26 protein-coding genes are annotated in these 24,848 nt (G+C 60.9%); 11 read left to right on the top strand and 15 right to left on the bottom strand.

What is annotated here, in order from left to right:
* Position 1 precedes the first annotated feature (1 nt).
* The 4 genes from AC07VV_RS00665 to AC07VV_RS00650 all read right to left on the bottom strand — a co-directional run bounded on the left by AC07VV_RS00665 (position 2) and on the right by AC07VV_RS00650 (position 5,037).
* Positions 2-550 (bottom strand): cupin domain-containing protein, encoded by a 549-nt coding sequence (locus AC07VV_RS00665; RefSeq protein WP_007957093.1) that lies wholly within the window; start codon positions 548-550, stop codon positions 2-4.
* Positions 551-755: 205 nt separating this feature from the next.
* Positions 756-2,039 carry an NAD(P)/FAD-dependent oxidoreductase gene (locus AC07VV_RS00660; RefSeq protein WP_495034833.1) on the bottom strand — a complete coding sequence of 428 codons (1,284 nt, stop codon included), beginning with the start codon at positions 2,037-2,039 and terminating at the stop codon, positions 756-758.
* Positions 2,040-2,091: 52 nt separating this feature from the next.
* Entirely contained in the window at positions 2,092-3,582 is a 1,491-nt protein-coding gene (locus AC07VV_RS00655; protein WP_495034832.1) for an aldehyde dehydrogenase, read from the bottom strand.
* 78 nt (positions 3,583-3,660) lie between these two features.
* Positions 3,661-5,037 carry a glutamine synthetase family protein gene (locus AC07VV_RS00650; protein WP_495034831.1) on the bottom strand — a complete coding sequence of 459 codons (1,377 nt, stop codon included), beginning with the start codon at positions 5,035-5,037 and terminating at the stop codon, positions 3,661-3,663.
* A 281-nt stretch (positions 5,038-5,318) separates the two neighbouring features.
* Here AC07VV_RS00650 and AC07VV_RS00645 point away from each other — a divergent pair, with 281 nt between their 5' ends.
* From AC07VV_RS00645 to AC07VV_RS00625, 5 genes are all read left to right on the top strand, one after another.
* Entirely contained in the window at positions 5,319-6,080 is a 762-nt protein-coding gene (locus AC07VV_RS00645; protein WP_495034830.1) for a gamma-glutamyl-gamma-aminobutyrate hydrolase family protein, read from the top strand.
* Between the two features lie 219 nt (positions 6,081-6,299).
* Positions 6,300-7,442 carry a polyamine ABC transporter ATP-binding protein gene (gene potA, locus AC07VV_RS00640; protein WP_096822856.1) on the top strand — a complete coding sequence of 381 codons (1,143 nt, stop codon included), beginning with the start codon at positions 6,300-6,302 and terminating at the stop codon, positions 7,440-7,442.
* A 29-nt stretch (positions 7,443-7,471) separates the two neighbouring features.
* Positions 7,472-8,353: an ABC transporter permease subunit gene (locus AC07VV_RS00635; RefSeq protein WP_495035913.1), complete on the top strand. Its 882-nt coding sequence runs from the start codon at positions 7,472-7,474 to the stop codon at positions 8,351-8,353.
* Positions 8,350-9,234, top strand: coding sequence for an ABC transporter permease subunit (locus AC07VV_RS00630; RefSeq protein ID WP_011333555.1), 885 nt, complete (start codon positions 8,350-8,352; stop codon positions 9,232-9,234). The genes AC07VV_RS00635 and AC07VV_RS00630 overlap by 4 nt, the downstream gene beginning before the upstream one ends.
* Before the next feature lie 102 nt (positions 9,235-9,336).
* On the top strand, positions 9,337-10,434 hold the full coding sequence (locus tag AC07VV_RS00625) for a polyamine ABC transporter substrate-binding protein (protein WP_096822858.1): 1,098 nt from the start codon (positions 9,337-9,339) through the stop codon (positions 10,432-10,434).
* Positions 10,435-10,626: 192 nt separating this feature from the next.
* Here AC07VV_RS00625 and thpR read toward each other — a convergent pair whose 3' ends face one another.
* Positions 10,627-11,166 carry an RNA 2',3'-cyclic phosphodiesterase gene (thpR, locus tag AC07VV_RS00620; protein ID WP_495034829.1) on the bottom strand — a complete coding sequence of 180 codons (540 nt, stop codon included), beginning with the start codon at positions 11,164-11,166 and terminating at the stop codon, positions 10,627-10,629.
* 107 nt (positions 11,167-11,273) lie between these two features.
* Here thpR and AC07VV_RS00615 point away from each other — a divergent pair, with 107 nt between their 5' ends.
* Positions 11,274-11,468 (top strand): hypothetical protein, encoded by a 195-nt coding sequence (locus AC07VV_RS00615; RefSeq protein ID WP_096822860.1) that lies wholly within the window; start codon positions 11,274-11,276, stop codon positions 11,466-11,468.
* A gap of 15 nt (positions 11,469-11,483) precedes the next feature.
* On the opposite strand, the gene AC07VV_RS00610 is transcribed toward AC07VV_RS00615, so the two are convergent.
* Complete coding sequence (locus AC07VV_RS00610; protein ID WP_096822861.1) at positions 11,484-11,837, bottom strand: DUF1428 domain-containing protein; 354 nt, start codon at positions 11,835-11,837, stop codon at positions 11,484-11,486.
* 18 nt (positions 11,838-11,855) lie between these two features.
* Complete coding sequence (locus AC07VV_RS00605; RefSeq protein WP_495034828.1) at positions 11,856-12,920, bottom strand: hypothetical protein; 1,065 nt, start codon at positions 12,918-12,920, stop codon at positions 11,856-11,858.
* Between the two features lie 230 nt (positions 12,921-13,150).
* Here AC07VV_RS00605 and AC07VV_RS00600 point away from each other — a divergent pair, with 230 nt between their 5' ends.
* A complete protein-coding gene (locus AC07VV_RS00600) occupies positions 13,151-13,423 on the top strand; it encodes a hypothetical protein (protein WP_096822863.1) in 273 nt (90 codons plus the stop codon).
* 93 nt (positions 13,424-13,516) lie between these two features.
* Here the strand turns inward: AC07VV_RS00600 and AC07VV_RS00595 are convergent, their stop codons facing one another.
* The 3 genes from AC07VV_RS00595 to AC07VV_RS00585 all read right to left on the bottom strand — a co-directional run bounded on the left by AC07VV_RS00595 (position 13,517) and on the right by AC07VV_RS00585 (position 15,991).
* Complete coding sequence (locus AC07VV_RS00595) at positions 13,517-14,578, bottom strand: hypothetical protein (protein WP_495034827.1); 1,062 nt, start codon at positions 14,576-14,578, stop codon at positions 13,517-13,519.
* A gap of 94 nt (positions 14,579-14,672) precedes the next feature.
* Positions 14,673-14,879 carry a hypothetical protein gene (locus AC07VV_RS00590; RefSeq protein WP_096822865.1) on the bottom strand — a complete coding sequence of 69 codons (207 nt, stop codon included), beginning with the start codon at positions 14,877-14,879 and terminating at the stop codon, positions 14,673-14,675.
* A gap of 167 nt (positions 14,880-15,046) precedes the next feature.
* Positions 15,047-15,991 (bottom strand): aldo/keto reductase, encoded by a 945-nt coding sequence (locus tag AC07VV_RS00585; RefSeq protein WP_495034826.1) that lies wholly within the window; start codon positions 15,989-15,991, stop codon positions 15,047-15,049.
* A gap of 112 nt (positions 15,992-16,103) precedes the next feature.
* Between AC07VV_RS00585 and AC07VV_RS00580 the strand changes: the two genes are divergently transcribed.
* Both AC07VV_RS00580 and AC07VV_RS00575 read left to right on the top strand, forming a co-directional pair.
* On the top strand, positions 16,104-16,874 hold the full coding sequence (locus AC07VV_RS00580; RefSeq protein WP_495034825.1) for an alpha/beta hydrolase: 771 nt from the start codon (positions 16,104-16,106) through the stop codon (positions 16,872-16,874).
* A gap of 140 nt (positions 16,875-17,014) precedes the next feature.
* Positions 17,015-17,881 carry a CAP domain-containing protein gene (locus AC07VV_RS00575; protein WP_495034824.1) on the top strand — a complete coding sequence of 289 codons (867 nt, stop codon included), beginning with the start codon at positions 17,015-17,017 and terminating at the stop codon, positions 17,879-17,881.
* 5 nt (positions 17,882-17,886) lie between these two features.
* On the opposite strand, the gene AC07VV_RS00570 is transcribed toward AC07VV_RS00575, so the two are convergent.
* From AC07VV_RS00570 to AC07VV_RS00560, 3 genes are all read right to left on the bottom strand, one after another.
* The gene (locus AC07VV_RS00570; RefSeq protein ID WP_495034823.1) at positions 17,887-18,519 is read right to left on the bottom strand and encodes a Vgb family protein; all 633 of its coding nucleotides are present in this window, start codon (positions 18,517-18,519) and stop codon (positions 17,887-17,889) included.
* 32 nt (positions 18,520-18,551) lie between these two features.
* Positions 18,552-19,763 carry a helix-turn-helix domain-containing protein gene (locus tag AC07VV_RS00565; protein WP_495034822.1) on the bottom strand — a complete coding sequence of 404 codons (1,212 nt, stop codon included), beginning with the start codon at positions 19,761-19,763 and terminating at the stop codon, positions 18,552-18,554.
* A gap of 97 nt (positions 19,764-19,860) precedes the next feature.
* Positions 19,861-20,307, bottom strand: a complete 447-nt coding sequence (locus tag AC07VV_RS00560) for an NUDIX hydrolase (protein ID WP_495034821.1) — start codon at positions 20,305-20,307, stop codon at positions 19,861-19,863.
* Between the two features lie 119 nt (positions 20,308-20,426).
* Here AC07VV_RS00560 and AC07VV_RS00555 point away from each other — a divergent pair, with 119 nt between their 5' ends.
* Positions 20,427-21,035 carry a hypothetical protein gene (locus AC07VV_RS00555; RefSeq protein WP_495034820.1) on the top strand — a complete coding sequence of 203 codons (609 nt, stop codon included), beginning with the start codon at positions 20,427-20,429 and terminating at the stop codon, positions 21,033-21,035.
* Positions 21,036-21,383: 348 nt separating this feature from the next.
* Positions 21,384-21,812: a nuclear transport factor 2 family protein gene (locus AC07VV_RS00550; RefSeq protein ID WP_495034819.1), complete on the top strand. Its 429-nt coding sequence runs from the start codon at positions 21,384-21,386 to the stop codon at positions 21,810-21,812.
* A gap of 67 nt (positions 21,813-21,879) precedes the next feature.
* Here AC07VV_RS00550 and mqo read toward each other — a convergent pair whose 3' ends face one another.
* Complete coding sequence (gene mqo, locus AC07VV_RS00545) at positions 21,880-23,526, bottom strand: malate dehydrogenase (quinone) (protein ID WP_096822874.1); 1,647 nt, start codon at positions 23,524-23,526, stop codon at positions 21,880-21,882.
* Between the two features lie 490 nt (positions 23,527-24,016).
* Positions 24,017-24,742 carry a methyl-accepting chemotaxis protein gene (locus AC07VV_RS00540; protein ID WP_371858303.1) on the bottom strand — a complete coding sequence of 242 codons (726 nt, stop codon included), beginning with the start codon at positions 24,740-24,742 and terminating at the stop codon, positions 24,017-24,019.
* Between the last annotated feature and the right edge of the window lie 106 nt (positions 24,743-24,848).

The raw sequence follows: 24,848 nt of genomic DNA, 5'->3' as shown, positions 1-24,848 counted from the left end.
TTCAAAAATTCGCCGGCGTATTCGCACTAATAATCTCCGCCTCATCCGCCCCGATATTCCGGAACTTGTGCGGCAGCGTCGTCGGAAAATAATACCCATCCCCCGCACTCAACACGCTCACCTGCCCGTCCACCGTCAGCTCGACTGTACCGCGCGTCACCAACCCACACTCTTCACCTTCCGAGTGAACAATCGGCTCTTCCCCGGAACTCGCGCCCGGCGCGTATTGCTCGCGCAGCAAGCGCATCTGGCGGCTGGGGACCGAGGCGCCGATCAGCAGCAGGCGCAGGCCGTGGCGGCCTAGGTCGGGTTGTTCGTTGGCGCGGAAGACGTATTGGTGTTCGCGAGGGGGCTGGTCGAAGGTGAAGAAGTCGGCCAGGGACATCGGGATGCCTTCGAGCAGCTTTTTCAGTGAGCTGACGGAAGGACTGACACGATTCTGTTCGATCAGGGAGATGGTGGCATTGGTCACGCCGCTACGCCGGGCCAGCTCGCGCTGGGAGAGTTTGTAGCTTTCGCGTACTAGTTTGAGTCGAGAACCCGTATCCATGACAGCCTTATGTGAGAACGACTTAAGGGCAATGGGGGTGGGTGGCGGGTGCCGCGCAGGTCGCGCGGATCACGTTGCTCCCGTGTCCCGGAACCGTGAAAGGCGGCTATTAAATCACGTTTGTCGGTGTTGCTCAGCAGGTTCGATGGACGGCACATGAAAAAGCCGGCGGCGCCCTTTTTGGGGGCGCCGCCGGCGAGGTAAATCAGATGCCGAAACGGTCGCGCAGCGAGTAGTACACGGCGCCGAGGGCGGTCAGCGGCGCGGAGAAGGTGCGGCCGCCGAGCATCGGCATGTGCGGCAGGGAGGCGAAGGCGTCGAAACGTTCGGCGTCGCCGCGGATCATTTCCGAGATCAGTTTGCCGGCCAGGTGCGAGCACGTGACGCCGTGGCCGCTGTAGCCCTGCATGTAGTAGGCGTTTTTCTCGATACGGCCGAATTGCGGCATGCGCGACATGGTCAGCAGGAAGTTGCCGGTCCAGCGGTAGTCGATTTTCACGTCCTTGAGCTGCGGGAAGGTCTTGAGGATCTTCGGGCGGATCAGGGTTTCGATGTCGTCCGGTTCACGGGCGCCGTAGACCACGCCGCCGCCGTAAAGCAGACGGTTGTCGGCGGTGAGGCGGTAGTAGTCGAGCAGGTAGTTGCAGTCTTCGACGCAGTAGTTGTTGGTGATCAGGCTGCGGGCCTGTTTCTCGGTCAACGGTTCGGTGACGCAGATCTGCGAACCGCACGGCATGCTCTTGGCCGTCACGCGGTTGTCGAGGCCTTGTGGCAGGTAGGCGTTACCGGCGATCAGCAGGTACTTGGCGCGAACCTGGCCTTTAGCGGTGCGCACGACGTTAGGCTCGCCGTATTTGATTTCCACCGCAGCGGATTGCTCGTAGATCTTGCCGCCCAGACGCACGATGGCTGCAGCTTCACCGAGGGCCAGGTTCAGCGGGTGGATGTGACCGCCCTGCATGTCCAGCAGACCACCGACGTAGGCGTCGGAACCGACTTCGCGGCGAATGTCCGCAGCGTCGAGCATCTTCAGATTACGGTTGCCGTAGCGTTCCCAATTGCGCTTCTGCTCGGCCAGGCCGTTGAGTTGTTTCTTGTTCATCGCTGCGAAGATACCGCCCGGGCGGTAGTCGCACTTGATGTCGTATTCCTTGATGCGCGAACGGATGATGTCGGCACCTTCGAAGATCATGCTGCCGAGGATTTCGGCGGTCTTGTCGCCGTAGCGCTCTTCGATCACGTCGACGTCACGGCTGTAGGAGTTGACCAGTTGGCCACCGTTGCGACCGCTGGCGCCGTAGCCGACTTTCGCCGCTTCCAGCACCGTCACCTTGTAGCCGGCTTCGGTCAGGAACAGCGCCGAGGACAGGCCGGTGTAGCCGGCGCCGATGACGCAGACATCACACTCCACCGATTCTTCGAGGATCGGGAAATCGATCACTTCGTTGCGGGTGGCGGCGTAGTAGCTGTTCACGTGTTGTTGTTTCATTATTGTTCTCCGAGGGGCGCCGGCAGAACGGCGCCCACCGTTGTAAATAGAATTAGAGCTTGATCCAGGTCGCTTTCAGCTCGGTGTACTTGTCGAACGCGTGCAGCGATTTGTCGCGACCGTTGCCCGACTGTTTGAAGCCACCGAACGGCGCGGTCATGTCGCCACCGTCATACTGGTTGACCCACACGCTGCCGGCGCGCAGGCCACGGGCGAAGGTGTGGGCCTTGCTCAGGTTGCTTGTCCAGACCCCGGCAGCGAGACCGAAGATGCTGTCGTTGGCGATGTGCAGCGCCTCTTCAACGGTGTCGAAGGTGATCAGCGACAACACAGGGCCGAAGATTTCTTCCTTGGCGATGGTCATCGCGTTGGTCACGCCGTCGAAAATCGTCGGCTCGACGTAGCTGCCGCCGGTTTCTTCGAGGGTGCGATGGCCGCCGGCGATCAGCTCGGCGCCCTGCTCCCGACCGATGCTGATGTAGCGCAGCACGTTGTCCAGTTGACGCTGATCGACCACGGCGCCGACGGTGGTCGCCGGATCGAGGGCGTGACCCGGTTTCCACGCTTGCAGCGCTTCCACCAGCAGCGGGATGAATTGTTCGCGGATCGAACGCTCCACCAGCAGGCGCGAGCCGGCGGTGCAGACTTCGCCCTGGTTGAACGCAATGGCGCCGGCCGCTGCTTGTGCTGCCGCACGCAAGTCCGGTGCGTCGGCAAACACCACGTTCGGGCTCTTGCCCCCTGCTTCGAGCCAGACGCGTTTCATGTTGCTTTGGCCGGCATAAATCATCAGTTGCTTGGCAATCGCCGTGGAGCCGGTGAAGGCCAGCACATCGACGTCCATGTGCAGCGCCAGCGCCTTGCCGACGGTGTGGCCGAAGCCTGGCAGGACGTTGAACACGCCTTTCGGAATGCCGGCATCCAGTCCAAGCTGGGCGATGCGGATCGCGGTCAGCGGGGATTTTTCCGAAGGCTTGAGGATGAACGAGTTACCTGCCGCCAGCGCCGGGGCGAATTTCCAGCTGGCCATGATCAGCGGGAAGTTCCACGGCACGATCGCAGCAACAACGCCGGACGGCTCGCGAGTCACCAGACCCAGTTGATCGTGCGGGGTGGCGGCGACTTCGTCGTAGATCTTGTCGATGGCCTCGGCGCTCCAGCGGATCGCGTTGGCGGTCGCCGGGATGTCGATGCTCATCGAGTCGCTGATCGGTTTACCCATGTCGAGGGTTTCGAGCAGCGCCAGTTCTTCCTGGTGTTGCAGAATCAGATCGGCGAAGCGGATCAGGATGCGCTTGCGCTCGGCCGGGGCCTTGTTCGCCCACACGCCGGAGTTGAAGGATTGGCGCGCGGCTTCGACGGCCAGGTTGGCGTCGGCTTCATCGGTACTGGCGACGGAGGCCAGGAAACGGCCGTCTACGGGGCTCAGGCATTCGAAGGTGTCGCCGCTGATGGCCGGACGGTATTCGCCATTGATGAAGGCGCGGGATTCGAGGGTCAGGGACTGGAAGCGTTGTTCCCAGTCGTTGCGGGTCATGGTCATGGGGGTGACTCACACAGAGAAAGAGGTGACCGCCGTTCCCACGGAATCGGCGGTGCTTGCGGGGTGAGCGCTCGAGCGTCAGACGGTATGCAGATACCAGTTGTACTCAAGGTCAGAGATCGAGTTTTCGAACTCGGCCAGCTCGCTTTCCTTGCACGCGACGAACACGTCGATGTACATCGGGTCGATGTAGCGGGCCATGACTTCGCTGTCGTCCAGCTCACGCAGGGCGTCGCGCAGGTTGTTCGGCAGGCTCTGTTCGTTCTGCTCGTAGCTGTTGCCTTCCACCGGGGCGCCCGGCTCGATCTGGTTGGTCAGGCCGTGGTGAATACCGGCCAGCACCGAAGCCATCAGCAGGTACGGGTTGGCGTCGGCGCCGGCTACACGATGCTCGATGCGCACGGCATCGGCCGAACCGGTCGGCACGCGGACAGCCACGGTGCGGTTGTCGATGCCCCAGCTCGGCGAGTTCGGTACGTAGAACTGCGCGCCGAAGCGGCGGTACGAGTTGACGTTCGGGCACAGGAAAGCCATTTGCGCAGGCAGGGTCTCCAGCACACCGCCGATCGCGTGGCGCAGCGCGGCGTTCTGCTCGGGATCCTCGCTGGCGAAGATGTTGTTGCCTTCTTTGTCCAGAATCGAAATGTGTACGTGCAGACCGTTGCCCGCCTGGCCCGGATACGGCTTGGCCATGAAGGTGGTGTCCATCTCGTGGTCGTAGGCGATGTTCTTCACCAGACGCTTGAGCAGGACGGCGTAGTCGCACGCCTTGATCGGGTCGGACACGTGATGCAGGTTGACTTCGAACTGCGCCGGGGCGCTTTCCTTGACGATGGCGTCGGCAGGAATGCCCTGCTCTTTCGCGCCTTCGAGGATGTCTTGCAGACAGTCGACGTACTCGTCGAGGTCGTCGATCAGGTAGACCTGGGTCGATACCGGACGCTTGCCGGAGACTGGCGAACGCGGCGATTGTGGACGGCCGTTCACGTTGTCCTGGTCGATCAGGTAGAACTCGAGTTCGAATGCGGCGCAGATGGTCAGGCCCATTTCGTCGAATTTGCGCACCACGTTGGCCAGCACTTCACGCGGGTCGGCGAAGAACGGCTCGCCTTCCAGTTCGTGCATGGTCATCAGCAGTTGTGCGGTCGGGCGCTTCTGCCAAGGCTCGATGCTCAGGGTGCCGGGGATCGGGTAGCAGATACGGTCGGAGTCGCCGATGTCCAGGCCCAGACCGGTGCTTTCCACCGTGGAGCCATTGATGTCGAGGGCAAAGAGCGAGGCCGGCAGATTGATGCCTTTCTCGTAAACCTTATGAAGACTGGTGCGCTCGATGCGCTTGCCGCGCACCACACCGTTCATGTCTGCAATCAGAAGGTCGACGTACAAAACCTCAGGATGTTTCTTAAGGAATGCGTTTGCTTCGTTGAGTTGAACGGCACGCAGAGGGACCGACATGATGCACCTATTTAGCTGTTAATTATTATGTTCACTGCTGTTTCGCCGAGCCAGTCAACCCGAACGGCAAAGTGAAGTCAATAGCGAACACAGGGCCGCTCAGCGTTTATTTTTCGGGCTTTTTTAACACTCTCGTGCCAACGCAGGCGCCAGAGGCCCGGGAATCATGAAGATTTGATGAACGGCGTTTAGAATTTTTTACATGGGAGTTGTTAATTAAAATCAACGAGGCTAAGCTCCGGAAAAGCTCGTTCAAGTGTCAAACTTCGAGGTGAATAAAAATGGCATTCAAGCCATTGATCGGCGTTACTGCGTGCGTCAAACAGATTGGCCTGCACCCCTACCACATCAGCGGCGACAAATACGTTCGCGCTGTCAGCGTTGCGGCGCTGGGGTTGCCCGTCGTCATTCCATCCCTTGGCAAACTGACTGAAATCGAAGACCTGCTGGGTCAGCTCGACGGTCTGTTGCTGACCGGCTCGCCGTCCAACGTGGAACCTTTCCACTATCAGGGCCCGGACAGCGCTCCCGGCACGGATCACGATCCGGCGCGGGATGCCACCACCCTTCCTTTATTACGTGCAGCCATCGCGGCGGGCGTTCCGGTACTCGGCATCTGCCGGGGTTTCCAGGAAATGAACGTAGCGTTCGGCGGCAGCCTGCACCAGAAGGTGCATGAGCTGCCGGGCATGCTCGATCACCGCGAAGCCGACAGCCCGGATGTCGCCGTGCAGTACGCCCCGGCTCACGCCGTGAAAGTACTGGCCGGTGGCGTGTTCGAAGCGCTGGAGCTGCCGGGTGAATTCCAGGTCAACTCGATTCACAGTCAGGGCATCGACCGCCTCGCTCCCGGCCTGCGCGCCGAAGCCGTGGCGCCGGATGGCCTGATCGAGGCGGTCTCGGTGGAGCACAGCCCGACCTTCGCCCTCGGCGTGCAATGGCACCCGGAATGGCAGGTGCTGGACAACCCGAACTACCTGCGGATTTTCCAGGCATTCGGCGAGGCCTGCCGCCAGCGTGCGGCGCGACGCAACCAGCGCTGACGCCACCCAACGATTGCACAACCATTTACTGCCCCCGCGGGGTCGGCGGCTGCGCACCTGCGCATCCGTCATCCGCGATCAGCAACACACCGCGAAAACAAAAAGCACCACCCGGCAGCCAGGACGGCGGCGCCGAAAAACCCGCACGGTGCGGGTCTGCAATCCACTCTTAAGCCAGGCCGCGTTGGCCCGGCGACTGAAACCTGTTGGGAGTTTCACATGGCAAACGCCTCCAGCACTTACAGGAAGGCTCTTGAAGGTCATCAGCAACCGAAAAAGGTTCTGGTGAAGGTCGATCGAGTCACCAAGAAGTTCGACGAAACCACTGCGGTGGACGATGTGTCCCTGGAGATCCATCAGGGCGAAATCTTCGCTCTGCTCGGCGGCTCCGGCTCGGGCAAATCGACCCTGCTGCGCATGCTCGCCGGTTTCGAACGGCCGACTGAAGGACGCATTCTGCTCGACGGTGTGGACATCACCGACATGCCGCCGTACGAGCGGCCGATCAACATGATGTTCCAGTCCTACGCCCTGTTCCCGCACATGACTGTCGCGCAGAACATTGCCTTCGGCCTCAAGCAGGACCGTTTGCCGACCAGCGAAATCGACGCCCGTGTCGAAGAGATGCTGCGTCTGGTGCACATGACCCAATACGCCAAACGCCGCCCGCATCAACTGTCCGGCGGCCAGCGTCAGCGCGTGGCCCTCGCCCGCTCCCTGGCCAAGCGTCCGAAGCTGTTGCTGCTCGACGAACCGATGGGCGCACTGGATAAAAAGCTGCGCTCGCAGATGCAGCTGGAACTGGTGGAAATCATCGAACGCGTCGGCGTGACCTGCGTGATGGTGACCCACGACCAGGAAGAGGCCATGACCATGGCCGAGCGCATCGCGATCATGCACCTGGGCTGGATCGCCCAGATCGGCAGCCCGGTCGACATTTATGAAGCGCCGGTCAGCCGCATGGTCTGCGAATTCATCGGCAACGTGAACGCCTTCGACGGCACCGTGGTCGAGGACCTTGAAGGTCACGCGATCATTCACAGCCCGGACTTGCAGCAAAAGATCTACGTCGGTCATGGCGTCAGCACCTCGGTGCAGGACAAGTCGATCACCTACGCGATCCGCCCGGAAAAAATGCTCGTCAGCACGATCAAGCCAGAGACCCGCTACAACTGGTCCGAAGGCAAGGTGCATGACATCGCCTACCTCGGCGGCCACTCGGTGTTCTACGTCGAGTTGCCGAGCGGCAAGATCGTCCAGTCGTTCATGGCCAACGCCGAACGCCGTGGCGCGCGTCCGACCTGGGACGACAAGGTCTACGTCTGGTGGGAAGACGACAGCGGCGTGGTACTGCGCTCATGAGAACCTTCAATCAGCAATTCCTGCGCCTGGTGCCCAGCGGGCGAAAACTGGTGATCGGCATCCCGTTCATCTGGCTGTTCCTGTTCTTCATGCTGCCGTTCTTCCTGGTGATGAAGATCAGCTTCTCGGAAGCCGCGCTGTCGATCCCGCCGTACTCGGAGATCTACACCTACGCCGAACAGAAATTCCAGCTGTTCCTGAACATCGGCAACTACACCATGCTCGGCGAAGACGAGCTGTACCTGTCGGCCTACCTTGGTTCGCTGAAGGTCGCGGCGCTGAGCACGCTGATGTGCCTGGTGATCGGTTTCCCGATGGCTTACGCGATCACCAAGGCCAGCAAGGAAGCGCAAAACGTCCTGCTGTTGTTGATCATGATGCCGACCTGGACCGCGATCCTGATCCGTGTTTACGCGTGGATGGGCATCCTCAGCAACAACGGTTTGCTCAACGCATTTTTGATGTGGACCGGGCTCACCGATCACCCGATCGAGATCCTCAACACCAATACGGCCGTGTATATCGGCGTCGTCTACGCGTACCTGCCATTCATGGTGCTGCCGCTCTACGCCAACCTGGTGAAGCACGACGGCAGCCTGCTGGAAGCCGCGCAGGATCTGGGTTCGAGCAACTTCAACAACTTCTGGAAAATCACCGTGCCGCTGGCCAAGAACGGGATCATCGCCGGCTGCATGCTGGTGTTCATTCCGGTGGTGGGCGAGTTCGTGATTCCGGAGCTGCTGGGTGGCCCGGAGACCCTGATGATCGGTCGCGTGCTGTGGCAAGAGTTCTTCAATAACCGCGACTGGCCGGTGGCGTCCGCCCTGGCGGTGGTGATGCTGTTGATCCTGATTGTGCCGATTCTGCTGTTCAACCGCAGCCAGGCCAAAGAGATGGAGGCACGGGGATGAAACGCTTCGGATTTTCAAAGTTCATGCTGATCTTCGGCCTGATGTTCATCTATCTGCCGATGCTGATTCTGGTGATCTACTCGTTCAACGCCTCGAAACTGGTGACGGTCTGGGGCGGCTGGTCGGTGAAGTGGTACGTCGGCCTGCTCGACAACACGCAACTGATGGGCTCGGTGGTGCGCTCGCTGGAAATCGCCTGCTACACCGCGATTGCCGCCGTGGCGCTGGGCACCCTCGCCGCCTTCGTGCTGACCCGCGTGACACGCTTCAAGGGTCGTACGCTGTTCGGTGGACTGGTCACCGCGCCGCTGGTCATGCCTGAGGTGATCACCGGTCTGTCGCTGTTGCTGCTGTTCGTGGCGATGGCGCAACTGATCGGCTGGCCGCAGGAGCGTGGCATCGTCACGATCTGGATCGCCCACACCACGTTTTGTGCCGCTTATGTGGCGGTGGTAGTCTCCGCCCGCTTGCGTGAGCTGGACCTGTCGATCGAAGAAGCGGCGATGGATCTGGGCGCGAAACCGTTCAAGGTGTTTTTCCTGATCACCATCCCGATGATCGCGCCGTCGCTGGCGGCGGGCGGCATGATGTCGTTCGCCCTGTCGCTGGACGATCTGGTGCTGGCGAGCTTCGTGTCGGGGCCTGGCTCAACCACCCTGCCGATGGAAGTGTTCTCGGCCGTGCGTCTGGGCGTTAAGCCCGAGATCAACGCCGTGGCCAGCCTGATTCTGCTGGCGGTGTCGCTGGTGACCTTCCTGGTCTGGTACTTCGGCCGCAAGGCAGAAGCCAACCGCAAGCGTGCGATTCAGGAAGCGATGGATCAGACCGCCAACGAATCGTGGCAGCAACCGCAACCTCAACGAGTGGCAGCGACGGCCTGAGTACCGGGTGGCGAGGGAGCCTCTCCCCCGCCACCGATTCACTGAAATTCCGCTTTGTGTTTTTGAATAAAGCTTTTGAATAAAAAGAATGGAGTTGTACCGATGAAAATGTTTGGCAGGACTCTGCTGACACTGTCCTTATTGGGCGCAATCGCCACGGGCGCCCAGGCCAACGACAAGGTGCTGCGCGTTTACAACTGGTCGGATTACATCGCCCCGGACACCGTCAAGAAGTTCGAGGACGAGACCGGCATCCGCGTGACCTACGACGTGTTCGACAGCAACGAAACCCTCGAAGCGCGTCTGCTCGCGGGCAAATCCGGCTACGACATCGTGGTGCCGTCCAACAGTTTCCTGGCCAAGCAGATCAAGGCCGGGGTCTATCAGACCCTGGACAAATCGAAGCTGCCAAACTGGAAAAACCTCAACCCGGTGCTGCTGAAAAACGCCTCCGCCAGTGATCCGGACAACGCCCACGCGTTCCCGTACATGTGGGGCTCGATCGGCATCGGCTTCAACCCGGCCAAGGTCAAGGAAGTGCTCGGCAAGAACGCGCCGACCAACTCCTGGGACCTGCTGTTCAAACCGGAGAACGCCGAGAAGCTGAAGGCTTGTGGCATCAGTTTCCTCGATTCACCGACCGAAATGATCCCGGCTGCCCTGCACTATCTGGGCTATCCGGTGAATGACAAGGACACCGCGCACATCAAGGAAGCCGAGGCGCTGTTCATGAAGATTCGCCCGAACGTGGCGTACTTCCACTCTTCGAAATACATTTCGGACCTGGCCAACGGCAACATCTGCGTCGCCGTCGGTTACTCGGGCGACGTGCTGCAGGCCAAGGCCCGCGCGGTGGAATCGGGCAACAACGTAGTGATCGACTACAGCATTCCGAAGGAAGGTGCCGGCAGCTTCTACGACATGGTCGCCATTCCACGCGATGCGGCGAACGTCGAGAACGCTTACCTGTTCATGGACTTCCTGATGCGTCCGGACATCATCGCCGAAATCACCAACAGCAACGGTTACAGCAACGCCAACTCGGCGGCGACGCCCCTGGTGGATGAAGCGATCCGCAACGACCCGGGCTCGTACCCGTCGCAGGAAGTGATGGCCACGCTGTATGCGGTGCCGGATCAACCGATTTCCACACAACGGATCATGACCCGGGGCTGGACCCGCGTAAAACTCGGCAAATAAACCTTACCGTGATCGTTCCCACGTCGAGGCGTCGAACCGTCCGCGTGGGAACGATCAGACAGTCAGCGATCAGTCTTGAAAGTTTCCGTTCACGCAGCGCCTTACCACCGCTGCCCCCTGCTCTGAACGGCCTCACCTGGCTTCCTCGGTTCAGGTGAATTCAGGCGCCCTCGGGCGCTTTTTTTTGTGGGCTCAGATCAGCGGCCAATCGGCCAGCGAGCGGTAGCGACCCTTGTGGGACTCGAACAGCGCAAAGCGTTCAGCGTGCAGGAAGAACTCCGGCGGCGTGGCAGATTCCGGTTCCGGCGCGCGATAGTCGCGGGCCAGCGTCAGGTGCGGACGATACTCACGCGTCGCCTCTTCAAACCCGAACGGCAACATCGCCTGCTCCAGTGCATACACCAGTCGCAGCAATCCCTGCGGTGCCTGCTCCGGCGCCAGCGACAACACCCCGGCGCGGCGCCAGACCTGCAAGCGATCCAGCGAAATCCTCAGCGCCTCGCCCGGCGTACTCACTTTGGACGCCGCCTCACAGACTTCACCAATCTGCGCCAACGGCACTGCGCCGAGAAACAGCAGCGTCAGGTGGAAATTGTCTGCCGGCACCGGTTTGCCGGTACGCAAACCCAGTTCGCCGCGCCACTGGGCAATCGCCTTGCGCTGTGCCGGCGGGCAGTCCAGGGCAAAGAACAGCCGCTTGAACGGTTGTTCGCCGTGTTTGTCATCCGTCATGGCCCCGCTCCCTTATCGGTGTCGATCCGTCGATTCTACACGGCCAATCCTGGCGACTCTCGGCACGGGGTTTATAGTTCAACGATTGCCATCAACCGGAGGACGTCATGCGCGAGATCCTCAGCAAAGAACCCTGGTGGGCTCGGCCACCGAATCCCGGACAGGATGAAAACGAACTGGAATGGGGCTGGCTGGTGCATTACAGCGAGGGTGAGCCGCGATTCGAGTTTGTTCGCGAGCGGCCGACGGACGAGCAGATTCGCAACCGTAAAGGCTGCCGGATCACCCCGTCGGCGGAGTGATCCGGCCGTTCTGCCTCAAGACTCGAGAATGTTCTTGAAGCCACCGAAAATCATCCGCTGCCCATCGAACGGCATCGGATTGACGTCCGGCTGCATGCGCGGGTCTTCCATCATTTTCCCCATGCCGGCGTCGCGGGTGGCTTTGTCCGGCCAGACCAGCCAGCCGGCCGACACGGTTTCGCCTTCCTTGAGTTTCACCGCCATCGGGAATGAGGTGACCTTGCCATCCGGCACGTCATCGCCCCAGCCTTGCACCACCTCCAGGGCGCCGTATTCCTTGAACAGCTTCTCGGCGATTTCGCAGTGTTTTTTGTACTGTTCGCGGTTGGCGTTCGGCACGGGTGCGACAAAAACATCGATGTAAGCCATGGTCGTTCTCCTGCGGGTTTAGGGGTCGATCTGCTGAGTAGTCGACTCGGGTGGCCGCCATTCGACAGGATTGGCGCCCAGTCCGACCGACGGTTGATCGCCACCGCCCAGATTGCCCTCGACCTGCGCCGCCATGTGCAGCGTGCCGGCCATCACGCCGGTCGTCGGGTTCTGCACCAGCTTCAGCCAGGCCTTGTCGAAAGTGTTGCCCAGACTGCTGCGGATCAACGCTTCGCTGTCGGGACGATCGCTGGCCTGGAGAATTGCGCGGATGCCTGCCACACCGGCCGAAATCAATCCGCCGACGAGTTTGCCGGCAGCAGCCGCCACCGCGCTGGCGGCGCCACGCGGGGCCATTTCCGCCTCCATGCGCTGGCTGGCACGCTTGGCCACCGGGGCCATGCCCGCGTCGGTCGAGGCGATGCCCTTGGCCCCCCCTTCGATGTGGATCTTGTCAATCAACGCCGCGTAGGCTGGCAAGGTGTTCAGCGGTTCAGTGCTGACGATCTGATACAGCGAGGCATCCCGGGCCGGCGGTGGGCCGAGGGCAATGGCGGGGATTTTCTGCAAGTGCCCGTTGAGCTGGGCAATGGGCACGCCGTAGCGCTGCGCGATGACCGGCATCTGCTGCGCCATCAATTGCGCGTAGAACGCGGTGGACTGGCCGAGGATCGCGTCCGGGTCGATTTCCGCCGCGACGGGCGCCAGGACTCGCTCCTGATACTGCTCCAGCAAATAGGCGGCCAGGCGTTTGGACGAAGCATCCTGCTCGCCGCCGGCGCTGATGGTGTACCAACTGACCTTCATCGACAGCCATTCCTGGGTCCAGTAACTGCTGAACCACGGGATGAATTTTTCTTCAGTTTGCTCATAGACGCGAATGCGCCAATGTTCCATTGAACCGCGAGCGAAAACCTTGACCTGCTCGGTGGACTGTCGGGAAGCCGTAACGATGTCCCGGTCGATCTGCTGCCAGGTAGCCGGTGAAACAGCCACCGGCGGCGCGCTCGCCGGGCCCCGCGCCGTCGTCGCGCAGCCGGCCAGCAACATCAGTGCGGCGACGATCAGCGCACGCAGGTTCACGGTGGCGGTGTCCTTTTGTGGATCAGATCTGGAGGTAATGGTTTGAGTATAGGTGCGGGTTTCAGCCGTTTGTCCGGTTGTAGGAGGCTGCGATTCTGGCGGGCGATTTCAACATTCTTCCCAACCATCACTGACGTCGATGTTCACCATTACGACGATTGCCTTCCGCATCAAACGCGTCTGGCGCAGGATTTACCCATCCGAGACAAACACCACGAGGAGTTCACATCATGAGTCATACCGTCACCCTCGCCGTGAGTTTCCCGGTCTTCGGCAACAACTATTACGACCAGCACGTGGTGTCGCTGAAGACACAGCCGCTGGTGTTCAACGAAGATTTCGAAGATCTGCTGATGCCCGCCGCGAGCAATCATTTCAGCAATGAAGTGGTGGGCCTCAACGATCAGTTCCGCTTTCTGAGCGACATACTCGCCACCCATTTGCTGGACATCGAGGCCTCCGTGCCTGCGCGATCCAGCGTCCGGGCGAACGCTCATTTTTAATCGCTGCACCTGCTGTTCCCTTGAGGAATGGCCATGAAAAAGCCCACTGGCCAATTTGGCTCAGTGGGCTTTTTTGTCAGCGCCGACGGACTGTCAACGCTTCCAGCAATCGGCGTAGCGCGAGCAGACGTCGTACTGCTGCTCCATTTTCGCCATGCGGTCGAGGTGGCGATTGATGGTTTCGACCGTCACGGCTCTGTCTGTCTGGAAATAGAACATGACCATGGTTTTTTCCAGCTCCGCCGGCGCCGAGTTCATGGGTTTGGCGGCTTCGCCGGTTCCTGTCCACGCCTTCAATTGCTTGTCGTCCGCGCTACTCAGGCGTTTGCGGTATTCGTCGGTCGAGCGTTGCATCACCTGCGTCTTCTTGGCGGCGAAATCCTGATCGAACGCCTCAAGATTCTGGCGATACAACGTCCAGTATTCGTCCGGCAGATTGAAGCCCAGCTTGGCCTTGCGCTCGCTGATCAGTGAGTCGATTTTTTCCGGCGAGTTGCCCGCGACCTTGTCCCTGGTCGTGTCGGAGGTCATCCGGACGAACGTACTGCCGGCAATGATGCGGTCCATCATCGCCGTGCGCTCCGGCGTATCGGGCAGCAGCGCGGGTGGTTTCGGAAAGATCGGGCTGCGGCCCTCACAAGCGGCAAATCCATCGCGCCTGATGGTGACGGGCGTACGTACATCCTTGCCATCAACCCGTTGCAGGCGCTGCATCAAGGTCAAGCATTGGTTGCCCTTGAGTTCGAAGGTGAGTTCATACTCCATTGCGCGCTCGGGTCTGAAACCGAATACCGCGCCACACACGCCATAGCCCACCTGGGTATTGACCTGCAGGAACACTTCCTTTTCGGGCGGCAATTTCACTTCAAGATAACCACGGGCCTTTTCCGGAGGCGCCACGGTCATGCCCACCCGCCGCGGACTGTCTCTGACAAATAAATTGTTCAGGATGCCAGTGGTCAGGCCGTCGCAATGCTCGGCGTCGAAGTAATTGACGGTGGCATTGTCAGTGTTGGCCACGAAACGCATCTTGGCAGCGTCTGGCCCGGTGGCGTCCTGATAGGTCCCCGTCAGCGCGCAACCACCAAGCCCCGAGAGGGACACCATCAAGCCGAAAAGCGCCGAAGAACGGCGAAGGAGCGAAGTGACTGGCATGTTCATCCTTGAGGGAAAGGCCGGGAAAAGCCGCGATGCTACTGAATAGCCACTACTGCGTCCATCCCGTCAAAACCTGCCTGTCCAGCGTTGATCAATCATCATCCCGGTCACGGTGGTAGCGACGCCCGTCGCGGCGATCGTAATCGCGGTCGTCCCAACGCCGATCATGATCGTAGTAACGGCCATGATCACGGTCGTAATGGCGGCCATGTCGGTAGTCATCATCAAAGTCCGCCACACAGCCGCCCAGCAATACGGCGGCGGAAACAGTCAGCAGCAGCGTTGTTGCACGCATCATTCAGAATTTCCCTAAAACCAAGGTCTTGACGACGGAAACGGTCAACGCAGCCCACACCGAAATGGCGAGGTGCGCGCAGCCGCAGATACGACCGGGGAAACGAACGATGATTCACAGGGCGACAACGACCGTTCATCGCCCCACCTGCAAGACAGAGGTGAGCGCTGCTAACCCACCAGCGCAATCAATTGCTGGCGCTGCGCATCGGTCAACATCGGCCCGAACCCGGCGCCAGCGTTGTCGGCCATGTAGCGCGGATTGCCGGTGCCGGGAATCACACAGGTGACCGCCGTGTTCGACAGCAAGAACTTCAGTGCCAGTTGCGGCCAGCTGTTGACCTGCACATCCGACACCCAGCCCGGCAGCGGCTTGCCCTTTAGCCGTGCCAGCAGCTCGCCGCCGCCAAACGGGCGATTGCAGATCACCGCCACCCCGCGCTCGCGGCACAACGGCAGGATGCGCTTCTCCACGCCCCGGTCATCGAGGGCGTAGTTGATCTGCAGGAAGTCGAGCTGCTCGGCCTTCAATACCGCTTCCACTTCCTCATACGCCGAGGGCGTGTAATGGGTGATGCCGATGTAACGGATGCGGCCCTGCTCTTTCCATTCACGCAGGGTCGGCAGATGAGTCTGCCAGTCCAGCAGGTTGTGGATCTGCATCAGGTCGATGCGCTCGGTGCGCAGCAGACGGAAGGAGTTTTCCATCTGCGCGATGCCCTCCTCGCGCCCGCGCGTCCACACCTTGGTCGCCAGAAAGGCCGGTGAACGGGGTTCGTGGATCGACAACAGCTCGCCGGTGGTTTCTTCGGCGCGGCCATACATCGGTGAGCTGTCGATCAGCGTGCCACCCTTTCTGAACAACTCGTCGAGCACCGCCGCCAATGGCCGATAGGCCGGATCGCCGGGCGCGACATCGAAACCGCGATACGTACCCAGCCCGACCAGGGGCAGCAGCTCGGAGCTGGAAGGAATGGCGCGGGTCTGCATGGTCTGGCCTCCTGAGGCGCTCGGCGACGTGGCAGTGGCCAACGCCCGGTCAAACGTGAAAACCGCCGAAACCCCGGCAGCCAGCGTGAGCAGGCGGCGGCGGGAACAACCCTCAGTGTGGCTCATGCTCGCGTCTCTGCTTGATGGATCTGTTGCGCCTTGTGTTCGGCGGCGGTCACTCGGGAAGGCTCAACTACACTGCGACTGAGCACCTTCACACCCCGTTAAAGTTAGCCGAATGTCCAGAACCCTGATGTCGCTCGTCGCCTTGATCGTTGCCGTGTACCTGATCCTGTGCGCGGCGCTGTTCGTTTTTCAGCGCTCGCTGATCTATTTCCCGCCGTCCGGCTCCATGGATACGGCGGAATCGCGCATGACACTGGCGATGCCCGACGCCGACATCCGCGTCAGTGTCCGCGAGCATTCCGGGGCGAAAGCGCTGATCTATTTCGGTGGCAATGCCGAGGACGTGTCGCGCAATCTGCCGGCGTTGGCCGAGGCGTTTCCCGACTACGCGGTGTATCTGCTGCACTATCGGGGATTTGGCGGCAGCGGTGGATCACCATCCGAAGAAGCAATCGCCGAAGATGCGCTGGCACTGTTCGATCAGGTGTATGCCCGGCATCCACAGATTGCACTGGTTGGACGCAGCCTCGGTTCCGGCGTTGCGGTGCGGCTGGCCAGTCAGCGGCCGGTGGCCCAGCTGATTCTGGTCACGCCTTACAACAGCCTTGTCGAACTCGCCGTCCAGCATTACCCGTGGGTGCCGGTGAAGTGGTTGCTCAAGGATCGTTTCGAGTCGGGTAAATATGCGGCGCACATCAGCGTGCCGACGCTGCTGCTGGCGGCCAGCGATGACGAGGTGGTTTCACGGGCCAGCACCGAACGCCTGCTGCACAGTTTCCCCGACGGGGTGGCGACGCTCAAAGTGGTGAAGGACTCGGCGCACAACTCGATATCCGAACGGCCGCAATACCTGCAATGGATGAAGGATGTGTTGAACCGGTGAGTGACACCTGCGCACTTCGTCGGCGACCAGCGAAAGCCTGAGGCGCCTCCTGAACCAAGTGCAAAAAGGCCAGTCCTACTCGCGCCGCTTTCGCGGCTAACTCCCTATCAGCGCTATCTTTTTTCAGAGCTTTGCGTCCCATGCGCCACGCCGTCCGTTCGTCTCGCTTCGTTTCGCTGTGCCTGCTGATCCTTTCTCCCCTGCTCACCTCCTCTGCCCACGCTGGCGCAGAACGGCAACTGGCCGCCGCCATCAATGACCTTCGTGCCCATCCGCAACGCTGCGACCGGCGTCCGGCACAACGCCTGGCGCCACTCGCGCTGAAGCAGAACATTGCGTTGCCCATCGGTTATGGATACGGCGGCGGGATGCGCGAGCAACTGAAGGCCTCCGGTTATGCAGCGGTCGCGGTGCGCAGCATCCGGATCGTCGGGGCCGAGGATGCCGAAGAGGCGTTTGATCAATTGCAGAATGAACATTGCGGCGCGTTGCTGGATGCGCAATACGCCGATATCGGCATCAGCCGCGCCCGAAGTGAATGGCAAGTGGTACTGGCGCGCCCAGTGATCGACAGCCGCATGGGCGATAACCGCAGTGTCGGCAAAGCCTTGCTGGCCGAGGTCAACGCCGCCCGTGCCCGGCCACGAATGTGCGGGCGTCAGCGCTTCGCCGCCGCTCGTCCCTTGAGCTGGAACCCGGCCCTCGGCGCCGCCGCCCAGGGGCACAGCAAGGCCATGGCCTACGGCAACTACTTCGCTCACCAGGACCCGGACGGCGATATGCCGGCCGACCGTGCCCGATCTGCCGGCTACCGTGGCCGACAGATCGGCGAAAACATCGCTGCCGGGCAAAGCTCCCCGAGCAAGGCCATGGCCGGCTGGCTGGCCAGCCCCGGACATTGCGCCAACCTGATGAACCCGATGTTCACCCAGGTCGGCGCCGGTTTTGCCAGTGAGGCCCGCAGCGATAACGGTGTGTACTGGACGATGCTGTTCGGGGCGCCTTGAGCGCCTCACTTCGGCCGACGCACGGCCCGCACCTTGCTGCTGTTGCCACCGCCGCAGTAGAAGCGCTCACCGCCATCGGCCTCCAGTCCGGAGACGCCGATCCCGGCGGGCAACGCCAGACTTTCCAGGACTTCGCCGCTGCCCGGATCGATCCGCCGGATCTCGCTCTCTTCGCCTTCCCAGGTGCCATGCCACAGCGCACCGTCGACCCAGGTCACGCCGGTGACAAAGCGGTTTGATTCGAGGGTGCGGAGGATTTTCCCGGTTTCCGGATCGATCTGATGAATCTTGCGGTCGCGATACTGCCCCACCCACAACGTGCCCTCGGCCCAGGCCATGCCCGAATCGCCGCCGTCGCCGGGCGCCGGAATGGTGTGGAGCACACGCCCGGTGGCCGGGTCGATTTTGTGGATTCGGCGGTCGGCAATCTGGAACAGGTGCTTGCCGTCGAACGCTGTCCCGCCATCGGCACCGACTTTGATCGTGCGCACGGTTTCGCCGCTGGCCGGGTCCAGCGCATTGAGCTGGCCGTCACTGGCGAACCAGACTTGCTGACCATCAAAGGTCACGCCGTGGACACCGTCGATACCTTCGAACGGGCCGTATTCACGAAGGATTTCTGCGTTTGCGTGTTTCATGCTGACTACCTCGTTGAGTGGGTGAGTCCAGCCTAGCCACTGCCCAGCGACACCGGGAGTAACAAGATCGTCGCGAAACCCGGCACCGGCGGCGTCAGCCATCGCCGCGCACGGCCGACACCGAACGCCTGGACCTTGTCTTGCGCCGCCAACGTTTCCAGCGCCCGCTGTATCTGACGCTGGCTGCTGCCCAGCGCAAGCGCCAGTGCCGAACTCGACCACGCCTCGCCGTCGGCGAGCAGGGCCAGCAGCGCGGCGTGTTTGTCTTCGAGCGGTAACGTCAGCAGCGCCACGTCCTGCGCAACCAGCGCATAGCCACGGGAAGTCGCAGTGATTCCGGCCAGCGGTTGCAGCGCTGCACGCAACCGGCCGATCTCGACCCGCAAACGGGCGCGGTGGGATTCATCATCGAGTTTCAATCGAAAGGCTTTGGCGACCAGTGTCTCTCGGGGCACATCCCCGGGCCAGGCTTCAGCGAGCAGCCGAACGAGGTGAAACAGCACCGGCCGTGTGGCCAGCGCCACCGTCATTCCTGCACCACGAACGTTATAGCGACAGGCATCAATCACCAGCGTCGGCGAGGCAAACAACGCTTCAACCTGCGCCAGTGTCACCGCTTGCACCTGACCGGCTACGATCATTCGGGCAGCGGGTGCTTCGAGGATTTGCCGGGCGTGTTCGATCTCCGCCGACAGCGCCGGAATAGCCGCCATCTGCGCCGCCCGTTGAGCACGAGCCAGCGCCGCTTGCGCCTTGTGCGCCTGCACCCGGCGCAACGCGATTCCGGCGGTCATCAGTTCATGGACCCCGTACAGGGCTGGCGGCAAAGGTGCAGGGTCGAGTTCTTCGAGCAGCGCATCTGCGTCGTCCAACTGCCCGATCAACAGCAACCGACGAATCTGCAAATAGCGCGCGTGCGCCGCGTTGAGCCAGTCGCCGTGATCGTGCAAGGCCCGCCGCGCCGCCTCCAGCGCCTTCACCGGCCAGCCCAGATCCCGCGCCGCCAGCGCGACTTCGGCCTCGGCCACCACGCAGCGCGCCCGAGACAACGGCTCGTTGGCGCCGAATGCTTTCACCGCCCGCTGCAGCAATGCCTTGGCCCGCGCCAAATCGCCGAGCTGGGCCATGGCGATCCCGCGCAAGGCCAGGGCCGGAGGGTCTTCGCGCAGGGCCACGAAATTCAGCGCCGCCAACGGATCCCCCGCCGCCAATGCGCGGCCGGCGGCGTTGATCAGCGAGTCCATGGAGGGTTAGACATGGCAAGGCGTTCCGGTATCAGATCGTGGGTGGAGTCTAATACCGAATGCGGTTTTGTCTGGGTGATCGTGTGACTTCGCGCACTCAGTCGAGGATGGCGGCGTTCTTGAGCAACGCCTGCAAACCGACAGGCACCAGCGGTGATTGCTCAGTGAAACTTGAGCCGTCCTGCCAGCTAGCGGTGAATGGAGAACCGTCGCTTTCGTGACCGACGATCTGCAATTGCTCGTAGACCTGCGCGTCGTCAAAGCGTGCGTCATACACCTGAACCATTTCATGTCCCGGTTTGCCGTTGTAGACGAAGAGGCTTTCAAGTGTACCGAGCAGGCGCAGGTCTTTCATTGAAAGGCCCAACTCTTCCTGTACTTCGCGCACGATGGCCTCGCGACTGGTTTCGCCAAACTCGATGCCGCCACCAATGGGACGGTAGAAGGTTTGGTCTGCGACCGGGTCGTGGAAGCGGTTAACCAGAATTTTGCCGTTGTGCTGAAAGACACACAGTGCAAGTGCGCGGATACGCGGTTCGGCCATGGGGTGAAGTCCGTTTGCTGGATGAAAAGCCCGGCATTAGATCACACGCAACAGGGGCGCTGCTTCAGGTAATCTGCGGTGGTTTGAAAGGGAATACAGCCAATCACGGAGTCGATTATTTGAAACGTCTAGCCTGCTATCTGCTTCTGCCCCTGCTCTCGGCCTGTAGCACGGGCCCTTACCTGAACCCGCAATCGACTGTCGGTCAGAACGCGTTGCTGATCAGAACGTGCCCCGGCCCTCACCAGGCAATGAGCTACACGACTACGTCAGAAGAGCTCGATTGGGTGCAACTTCTGGTGTATGCAGCGCTGCCGGGGACGCCGACTAGACCTAACTATCATCACAGCACCGATACCGAAGTGCGTATGTACGCGTCTTTTTATACGCCCCCGTACATGCGTAACCTGAATACACCGGAACAGTGGAAAACCGCCTACAGCACGCCCGAACCGGCCCTGTGGATCAGCGCGGCTTCGCCGATGGCCACCGTGCAACTGGCCAATGGCAAGTCGTACCAGGTCAGCATCGAACGCTTGAAAACCGGTTTCGACCCGCGTGAAAAAGGGCTGAATCCATATTCCCCCGGAACACCCCTGGGCAGCGGCGAAATGGACGATTTCATCCTGACGCTGCCGGAGCTCTTCCTGAACGGAGAGAAAATCCCGACAGCGCCGATCCATTTCAAAAAGCATGAAGAACGTTACATGCCGGTACTCAACTGCTGATCGTCAGACCGGAGAAATCGTGGCCAGAACGCCGATCATGATGGTCAACACGAGAAAGCCGCCGAGGAAAAACGCCATCTTAGCCATGAAGGCCTCCTGAATACTGAATGTCCGGCGCACCGGGCGCTTCGGAATGAAGCTCGTCGCGTGTGGCCGAACGGCAAGGGTATTTTGGGCCTATGGCTGAGATGGTTACAGATGCAGATTCAACAGGAAAAAGCGGATCAGATGGATTTGGCCCACTCATGTGTCGACATTCAGATCGGTACAGAAGGTTTCCATTGCGCCGCTTTGATCTAGAGTCATTGGCGCCGCGCAAAGAACAACAAAAAATACAGGAGTGAAACCATGTCCGACCTGAACCTGCACCCCAACGCCGCCGAATCCCTGAACCGCTGGCACGAGATGATCCGTACCGGCAACCTCAAGGCCCTGCCCGAGCTGCTCGATCCCAAAGCGCTATTCCGCTCGCCGATGGCCCACACACCCTACCCCGGCGCGCCCGTGGTCGCGATGATCCTGAACACCGTGTTCGAAGTGTTTGAGGACTTCAAATACCACCGTGAACTGGCGACGGCTGACGGTCTGAATGTCGTGCTGGAGTTCAGTGCAAAGGTAGGGTCGAAAGAACTCAAGGGCATCGACATGATCCGCTTCGATGAACAGGGGAAGATTGTCGAGTTCGAGGTGATGGTGCGGCCGTTGAGTGGGTTGCAGGCGTTGGGTGAGGAGATGGGGCGGCGACTCGGCGCCTATCTGGCCGCTGCCAAAGCCTGAAACCCGGACACAAAAAAGCCCACTGACCGTCGCCGGTTCAGTGGGCTTTGTGTGTCAGGCGTCTGAATTACAGAGCCATGTCACGTGCAGCGTTTTCTTTCGGAGCTTTAGCCTTGTCAGCCGCTTCTGCCGCCGGAGCTGCAGCCTGGCCAATCACCGGTGGGGTTGGCAGTTGCAGGATCTTGGCGGTGTAAGCCCACTCTTCAGCCACTTTGGCTGGATCGTTGTTCAGCTGGGTGCCGTAGCTTGGAACGATCTGGTGCAGCTTGGCTTGCCACTCAGGGGTAGCGACTTTGTCTTTGAAGACTTTCTGCAGCACGCTCAGCATGATCGGTGCAGCGGTCGATGCGCCTGGCGATGCGCCCAGCAGACCGGCGATGGAGCCGTCTTTCGAAGCAACGATTTCGGTGCCCAGTTTCAGCACGCCGCCAGCGGCTTCATCACGCTTGATGATTTGCACGCGTTGGCCGGCTTGCCACAGGCGCCAGTCTTCGGCTTTGGCGTTCGGGAAGTATTCCTTCAGCGCGTTCAGACGGTCTTCATCCGACAGCATCAGTTGACCGGCCAGGTACTCGACCAGCGGGTATTCCTTGATGCCGACCTTGGTCATAGGCCAGATGTTGTGGGTGGTGGTGCTGGTCAGCAGGTCCAGGTACGAACCTTCCTTCAGGAACTTGGTGCTGAAGGTTGCGAACGGGCCAAACAGGATGACGCGCTTGCCGTCCAGGACACGGGTGTCCAGGTGCGGAACGGACATCGGAGGTGCGCCAACCGAAGCCTTACCGTAGGCCTTGGCCAGATGCTGCTCGGCGATGGCCGGGTTATCGGTCACCAGGAACGAGCCACCAACCGGGAAGCCAGCGTATTCCTTGGCTTCTTCGATACCGGACTTTTGCAGCAGGTGCAGAGCACCGCCGCCGGCGCCGATGAACACGAACTTGGCGTCGGTTTCAGTCTTGGTGCCGTCTTTCAGGTTCTTGTAGCTGACGCGCCAGGTGCCATCGGCGTTCTTGGTGATGTCCTGGACTTCGCTCGACAGCTTCATGCTGAAGTTAGGCTTGGTCTGCAGGTAACCGGCGAACTGGCGGGTGATTTCGCCGAAGTTCATGTCGGTACCCAGCGGGCTCCAGGTGGCCGCGATTTTCTGGTTCGGGTCACGCCCTTCCATCATCAGCGGAACCCATTTCTTGATCACAGCCGGGTCTTCGGAGTACTGCATGCCGGCGAACAGCGGGCTCGCTTGCAGGGCTTCGTAGCGCTTTTTCAGGAACTTGATGTTGTCATCGCCCCACACGAAGCTCATGTGCGGAGTGGTGTTGATGAACGAGCGAGGGTCCTTCAGGACGCCCTGCTGAACCTGCCAGGCCCAGAACTGACGCGAGACCTGGAACGCTTCGTTGATCTCGACGGCTTTCGGGATCGACACTTTGCCGTTCTCGTCTTCCGGGGTGTAGTTCAGTTCGGCCAGTGCGGAGTGACCAGTACCGGCGTTGTTCCAGCCGTTGGAGCTCTCCAGGGCGACGCCGTCGAGGCGCTCGACCATTTCCATCGACCAGGTCGGTTCCAGCTCATTGATCCACACACCCAGGGTGGTGCTCATGATGCCGCCGCCGATCAGCAGAACGTCGACTTTCTTTGCTTCTTCGGCATTGGCAGACGACATCCCCATCGCCAAAGCCAGCCCCAGCAAGGCTGTGTTCACTTTTTTAAACATCTGTTGCACCTATGATAAAACGCCTTCCGCCCGCCGCTGTTGTACGTATGAGTTCCCCTTGTTCGCGACACTCAGGCCAGCGTCGCGGGTTCCGGCACACTTCAATTTTGACGGGTGGGCACACAAGGCCGACAGGCTGCGTCGACCTCAGTTATATGTCCCTTCTGAACTGACTTCTTATCATTATTGGCTTCAGCTACTTGAGCGACAGGGGTTCGGTCGGCCCGCAGAAAGCGCGCCAGACTGAATTAGGTCAAACCAAGTGGGGCGAAGAATATCACGTCAGGACAAACCCGCGCGTCTGTTCCCGACTCGATAGTCTTTATCCGTTCAAGGACTTATCGGCCGCCAGCGGCCGAACATGACCCCCATCAGCGGCTCTGGCTTGAGCCTTTCAGCCGTTTGACCGCTCCTTCCAATCCAGAATCCTGACGCTCCCTTGTTACAAATAGGGTTCCCGGCACCGCTCGACTGCGCTCTCCAGAAACCTTCACAACCGAAACCGATCCACCGACTGCGCCAGCCTCCCCGCCAGGCTCGACAACTCATCCGTCGTATTGGCCGTCTCGCCGATCACCTTGCTGTTGCCCTCCGACATGCCCGCGATCATCTCCACCTGATGGGCAATCTCGTTGCTGGCCTGGCTCTGTTCGCCGATGGTGCGGGTGATGTCGTTGACCAGTTGTGTGGTGTTCAACGTGGCCTCGAGGATTTCTCGGATGGCGCGTTCGACGTCGGCGGTGACCGCCATGCCCTTGTCGACCTGAGCCACACCTGCCTCCATGCTGCTGACCGCCTCCCGGGTGCTGTTCTGGATGCGGGCGACCATCGCGGCGATTTCCTGGGTTGAAGCGCTGGTACGAGCGGCAAGGCTGCGCACTTCATCGGCGACCACGGCAAAACCCCTGCCCTGTTCACCCGCCCGGGCTGCTTCGATGGCCGCGTTGAGCGCCAGCAGGTTGGTCTGGTCGGCGATGCTCTTGATCACCTGAATGATGTTGAAGATGCCTTCGGACTCCTGATCCAGCGTGCGGATCACCTGCGCCGATTGCTGGGCGGAACGGGCGATGTCGTCCATGTCGCTGACCACCTGATGGATCACCTGACCGCCGTTTTTCGCCAGTGACTCGGCCTGGCTGGCCATGTTCAACGCCCGTTCTGCGTGGCGGGTGATTTCCTCGATGCTGGCGGTCATCTGGCTCGCGGCAGCGGCCATGGTGCCGGCGGCGGTACTTTGCTGCTGGCTGCTGTCGGCCACCTGATGGCAGCCGTGACTCAGTTGCTCGCTCATGCCGCTGACGCCGTGGGCGTTGCGCCTGACC

The sequence above is a fragment of the Pseudomonas sp. GW821-FHT02C04 genome, from assembly GCF_059421845.1.
This window is presented reverse-complemented; position numbering and strand designations above follow the sequence as displayed.

Bases quoted from the DNA above. Each gene is read 5' to 3' on its own strand.
- AC07VV_RS00665 (WP_007957093.1), bottom strand. From the start codon at position 550: ATGGATACGGGTTCTCGACTCAAACTAGTACGCGAAAGCTACAAACTC.
- AC07VV_RS00660 (WP_495034833.1), bottom strand. From the start codon at position 2,039: ATGAAACAACAACACGTGAACAGCTACTACGCCGCCACCCGCAACGAA.
- AC07VV_RS00655 (WP_495034832.1), bottom strand. From the start codon at position 3,582: ATGACCATGACCCGCAACGACTGGGAACAACGCTTCCAGTCCCTGACC.
- AC07VV_RS00650 (WP_495034831.1), bottom strand. From the start codon at position 5,037: ATGTCGGTCCCTCTGCGTGCCGTTCAACTCAACGAAGCAAACGCATTC.
- AC07VV_RS00645 (WP_495034830.1), top strand. From the start codon at position 5,319: ATGGCATTCAAGCCATTGATCGGCGTTACTGCGTGCGTCAAACAGATT.
- potA (WP_096822856.1), top strand. From the start codon at position 6,300: ATGGCAAACGCCTCCAGCACTTACAGGAAGGCTCTTGAAGGTCATCAG.
- AC07VV_RS00630 (WP_011333555.1), top strand. From the start codon at position 8,350: ATGAAACGCTTCGGATTTTCAAAGTTCATGCTGATCTTCGGCCTGATG.
- AC07VV_RS00625 (WP_096822858.1), top strand. From the start codon at position 9,337: ATGAAAATGTTTGGCAGGACTCTGCTGACACTGTCCTTATTGGGCGCA.
- thpR (WP_495034829.1), bottom strand. From the start codon at position 11,166: ATGACGGATGACAAACACGGCGAACAACCGTTCAAGCGGCTGTTCTTT.
- AC07VV_RS00615 (WP_096822860.1), top strand. From the start codon at position 11,274: ATGCGCGAGATCCTCAGCAAAGAACCCTGGTGGGCTCGGCCACCGAAT.
- AC07VV_RS00610 (WP_096822861.1), bottom strand. From the start codon at position 11,837: ATGGCTTACATCGATGTTTTTGTCGCACCCGTGCCGAACGCCAACCGC.
- AC07VV_RS00600 (WP_096822863.1), top strand. From the start codon at position 13,151: ATGAGTCATACCGTCACCCTCGCCGTGAGTTTCCCGGTCTTCGGCAAC.
- AC07VV_RS00595 (WP_495034827.1), bottom strand. From the start codon at position 14,578: ATGCCAGTCACTTCGCTCCTTCGCCGTTCTTCGGCGCTTTTCGGCTTG.
- AC07VV_RS00590 (WP_096822865.1), bottom strand. From the start codon at position 14,879: ATGATGCGTGCAACAACGCTGCTGCTGACTGTTTCCGCCGCCGTATTG.
- AC07VV_RS00585 (WP_495034826.1), bottom strand. From the start codon at position 15,991: ATGAGCCACACTGAGGGTTGTTCCCGCCGCCGCCTGCTCACGCTGGCT.
- AC07VV_RS00580 (WP_495034825.1), top strand. From the start codon at position 16,104: ATGTCCAGAACCCTGATGTCGCTCGTCGCCTTGATCGTTGCCGTGTAC.
- AC07VV_RS00575 (WP_495034824.1), top strand. From the start codon at position 17,015: ATGCGCCACGCCGTCCGTTCGTCTCGCTTCGTTTCGCTGTGCCTGCTG.
- AC07VV_RS00570 (WP_495034823.1), bottom strand. From the start codon at position 18,519: ATGAAACACGCAAACGCAGAAATCCTTCGTGAATACGGCCCGTTCGAA.
- AC07VV_RS00565 (WP_495034822.1), bottom strand. From the start codon at position 19,763: ATGGACTCGCTGATCAACGCCGCCGGCCGCGCATTGGCGGCGGGGGAT.
- AC07VV_RS00560 (WP_495034821.1), bottom strand. From the start codon at position 20,307: ATGGCCGAACCGCGTATCCGCGCACTTGCACTGTGTGTCTTTCAGCAC.
- AC07VV_RS00550 (WP_495034819.1), top strand. From the start codon at position 21,384: ATGTCCGACCTGAACCTGCACCCCAACGCCGCCGAATCCCTGAACCGC.
- mqo (WP_096822874.1), bottom strand. From the start codon at position 23,526: ATGTTTAAAAAAGTGAACACAGCCTTGCTGGGGCTGGCTTTGGCGATG.
- AC07VV_RS00540 (WP_371858303.1), bottom strand. From the start codon at position 24,742: ATGGCCGCTGCCGCGAGCCAGATGACCGCCAGCATCGAGGAAATCACC.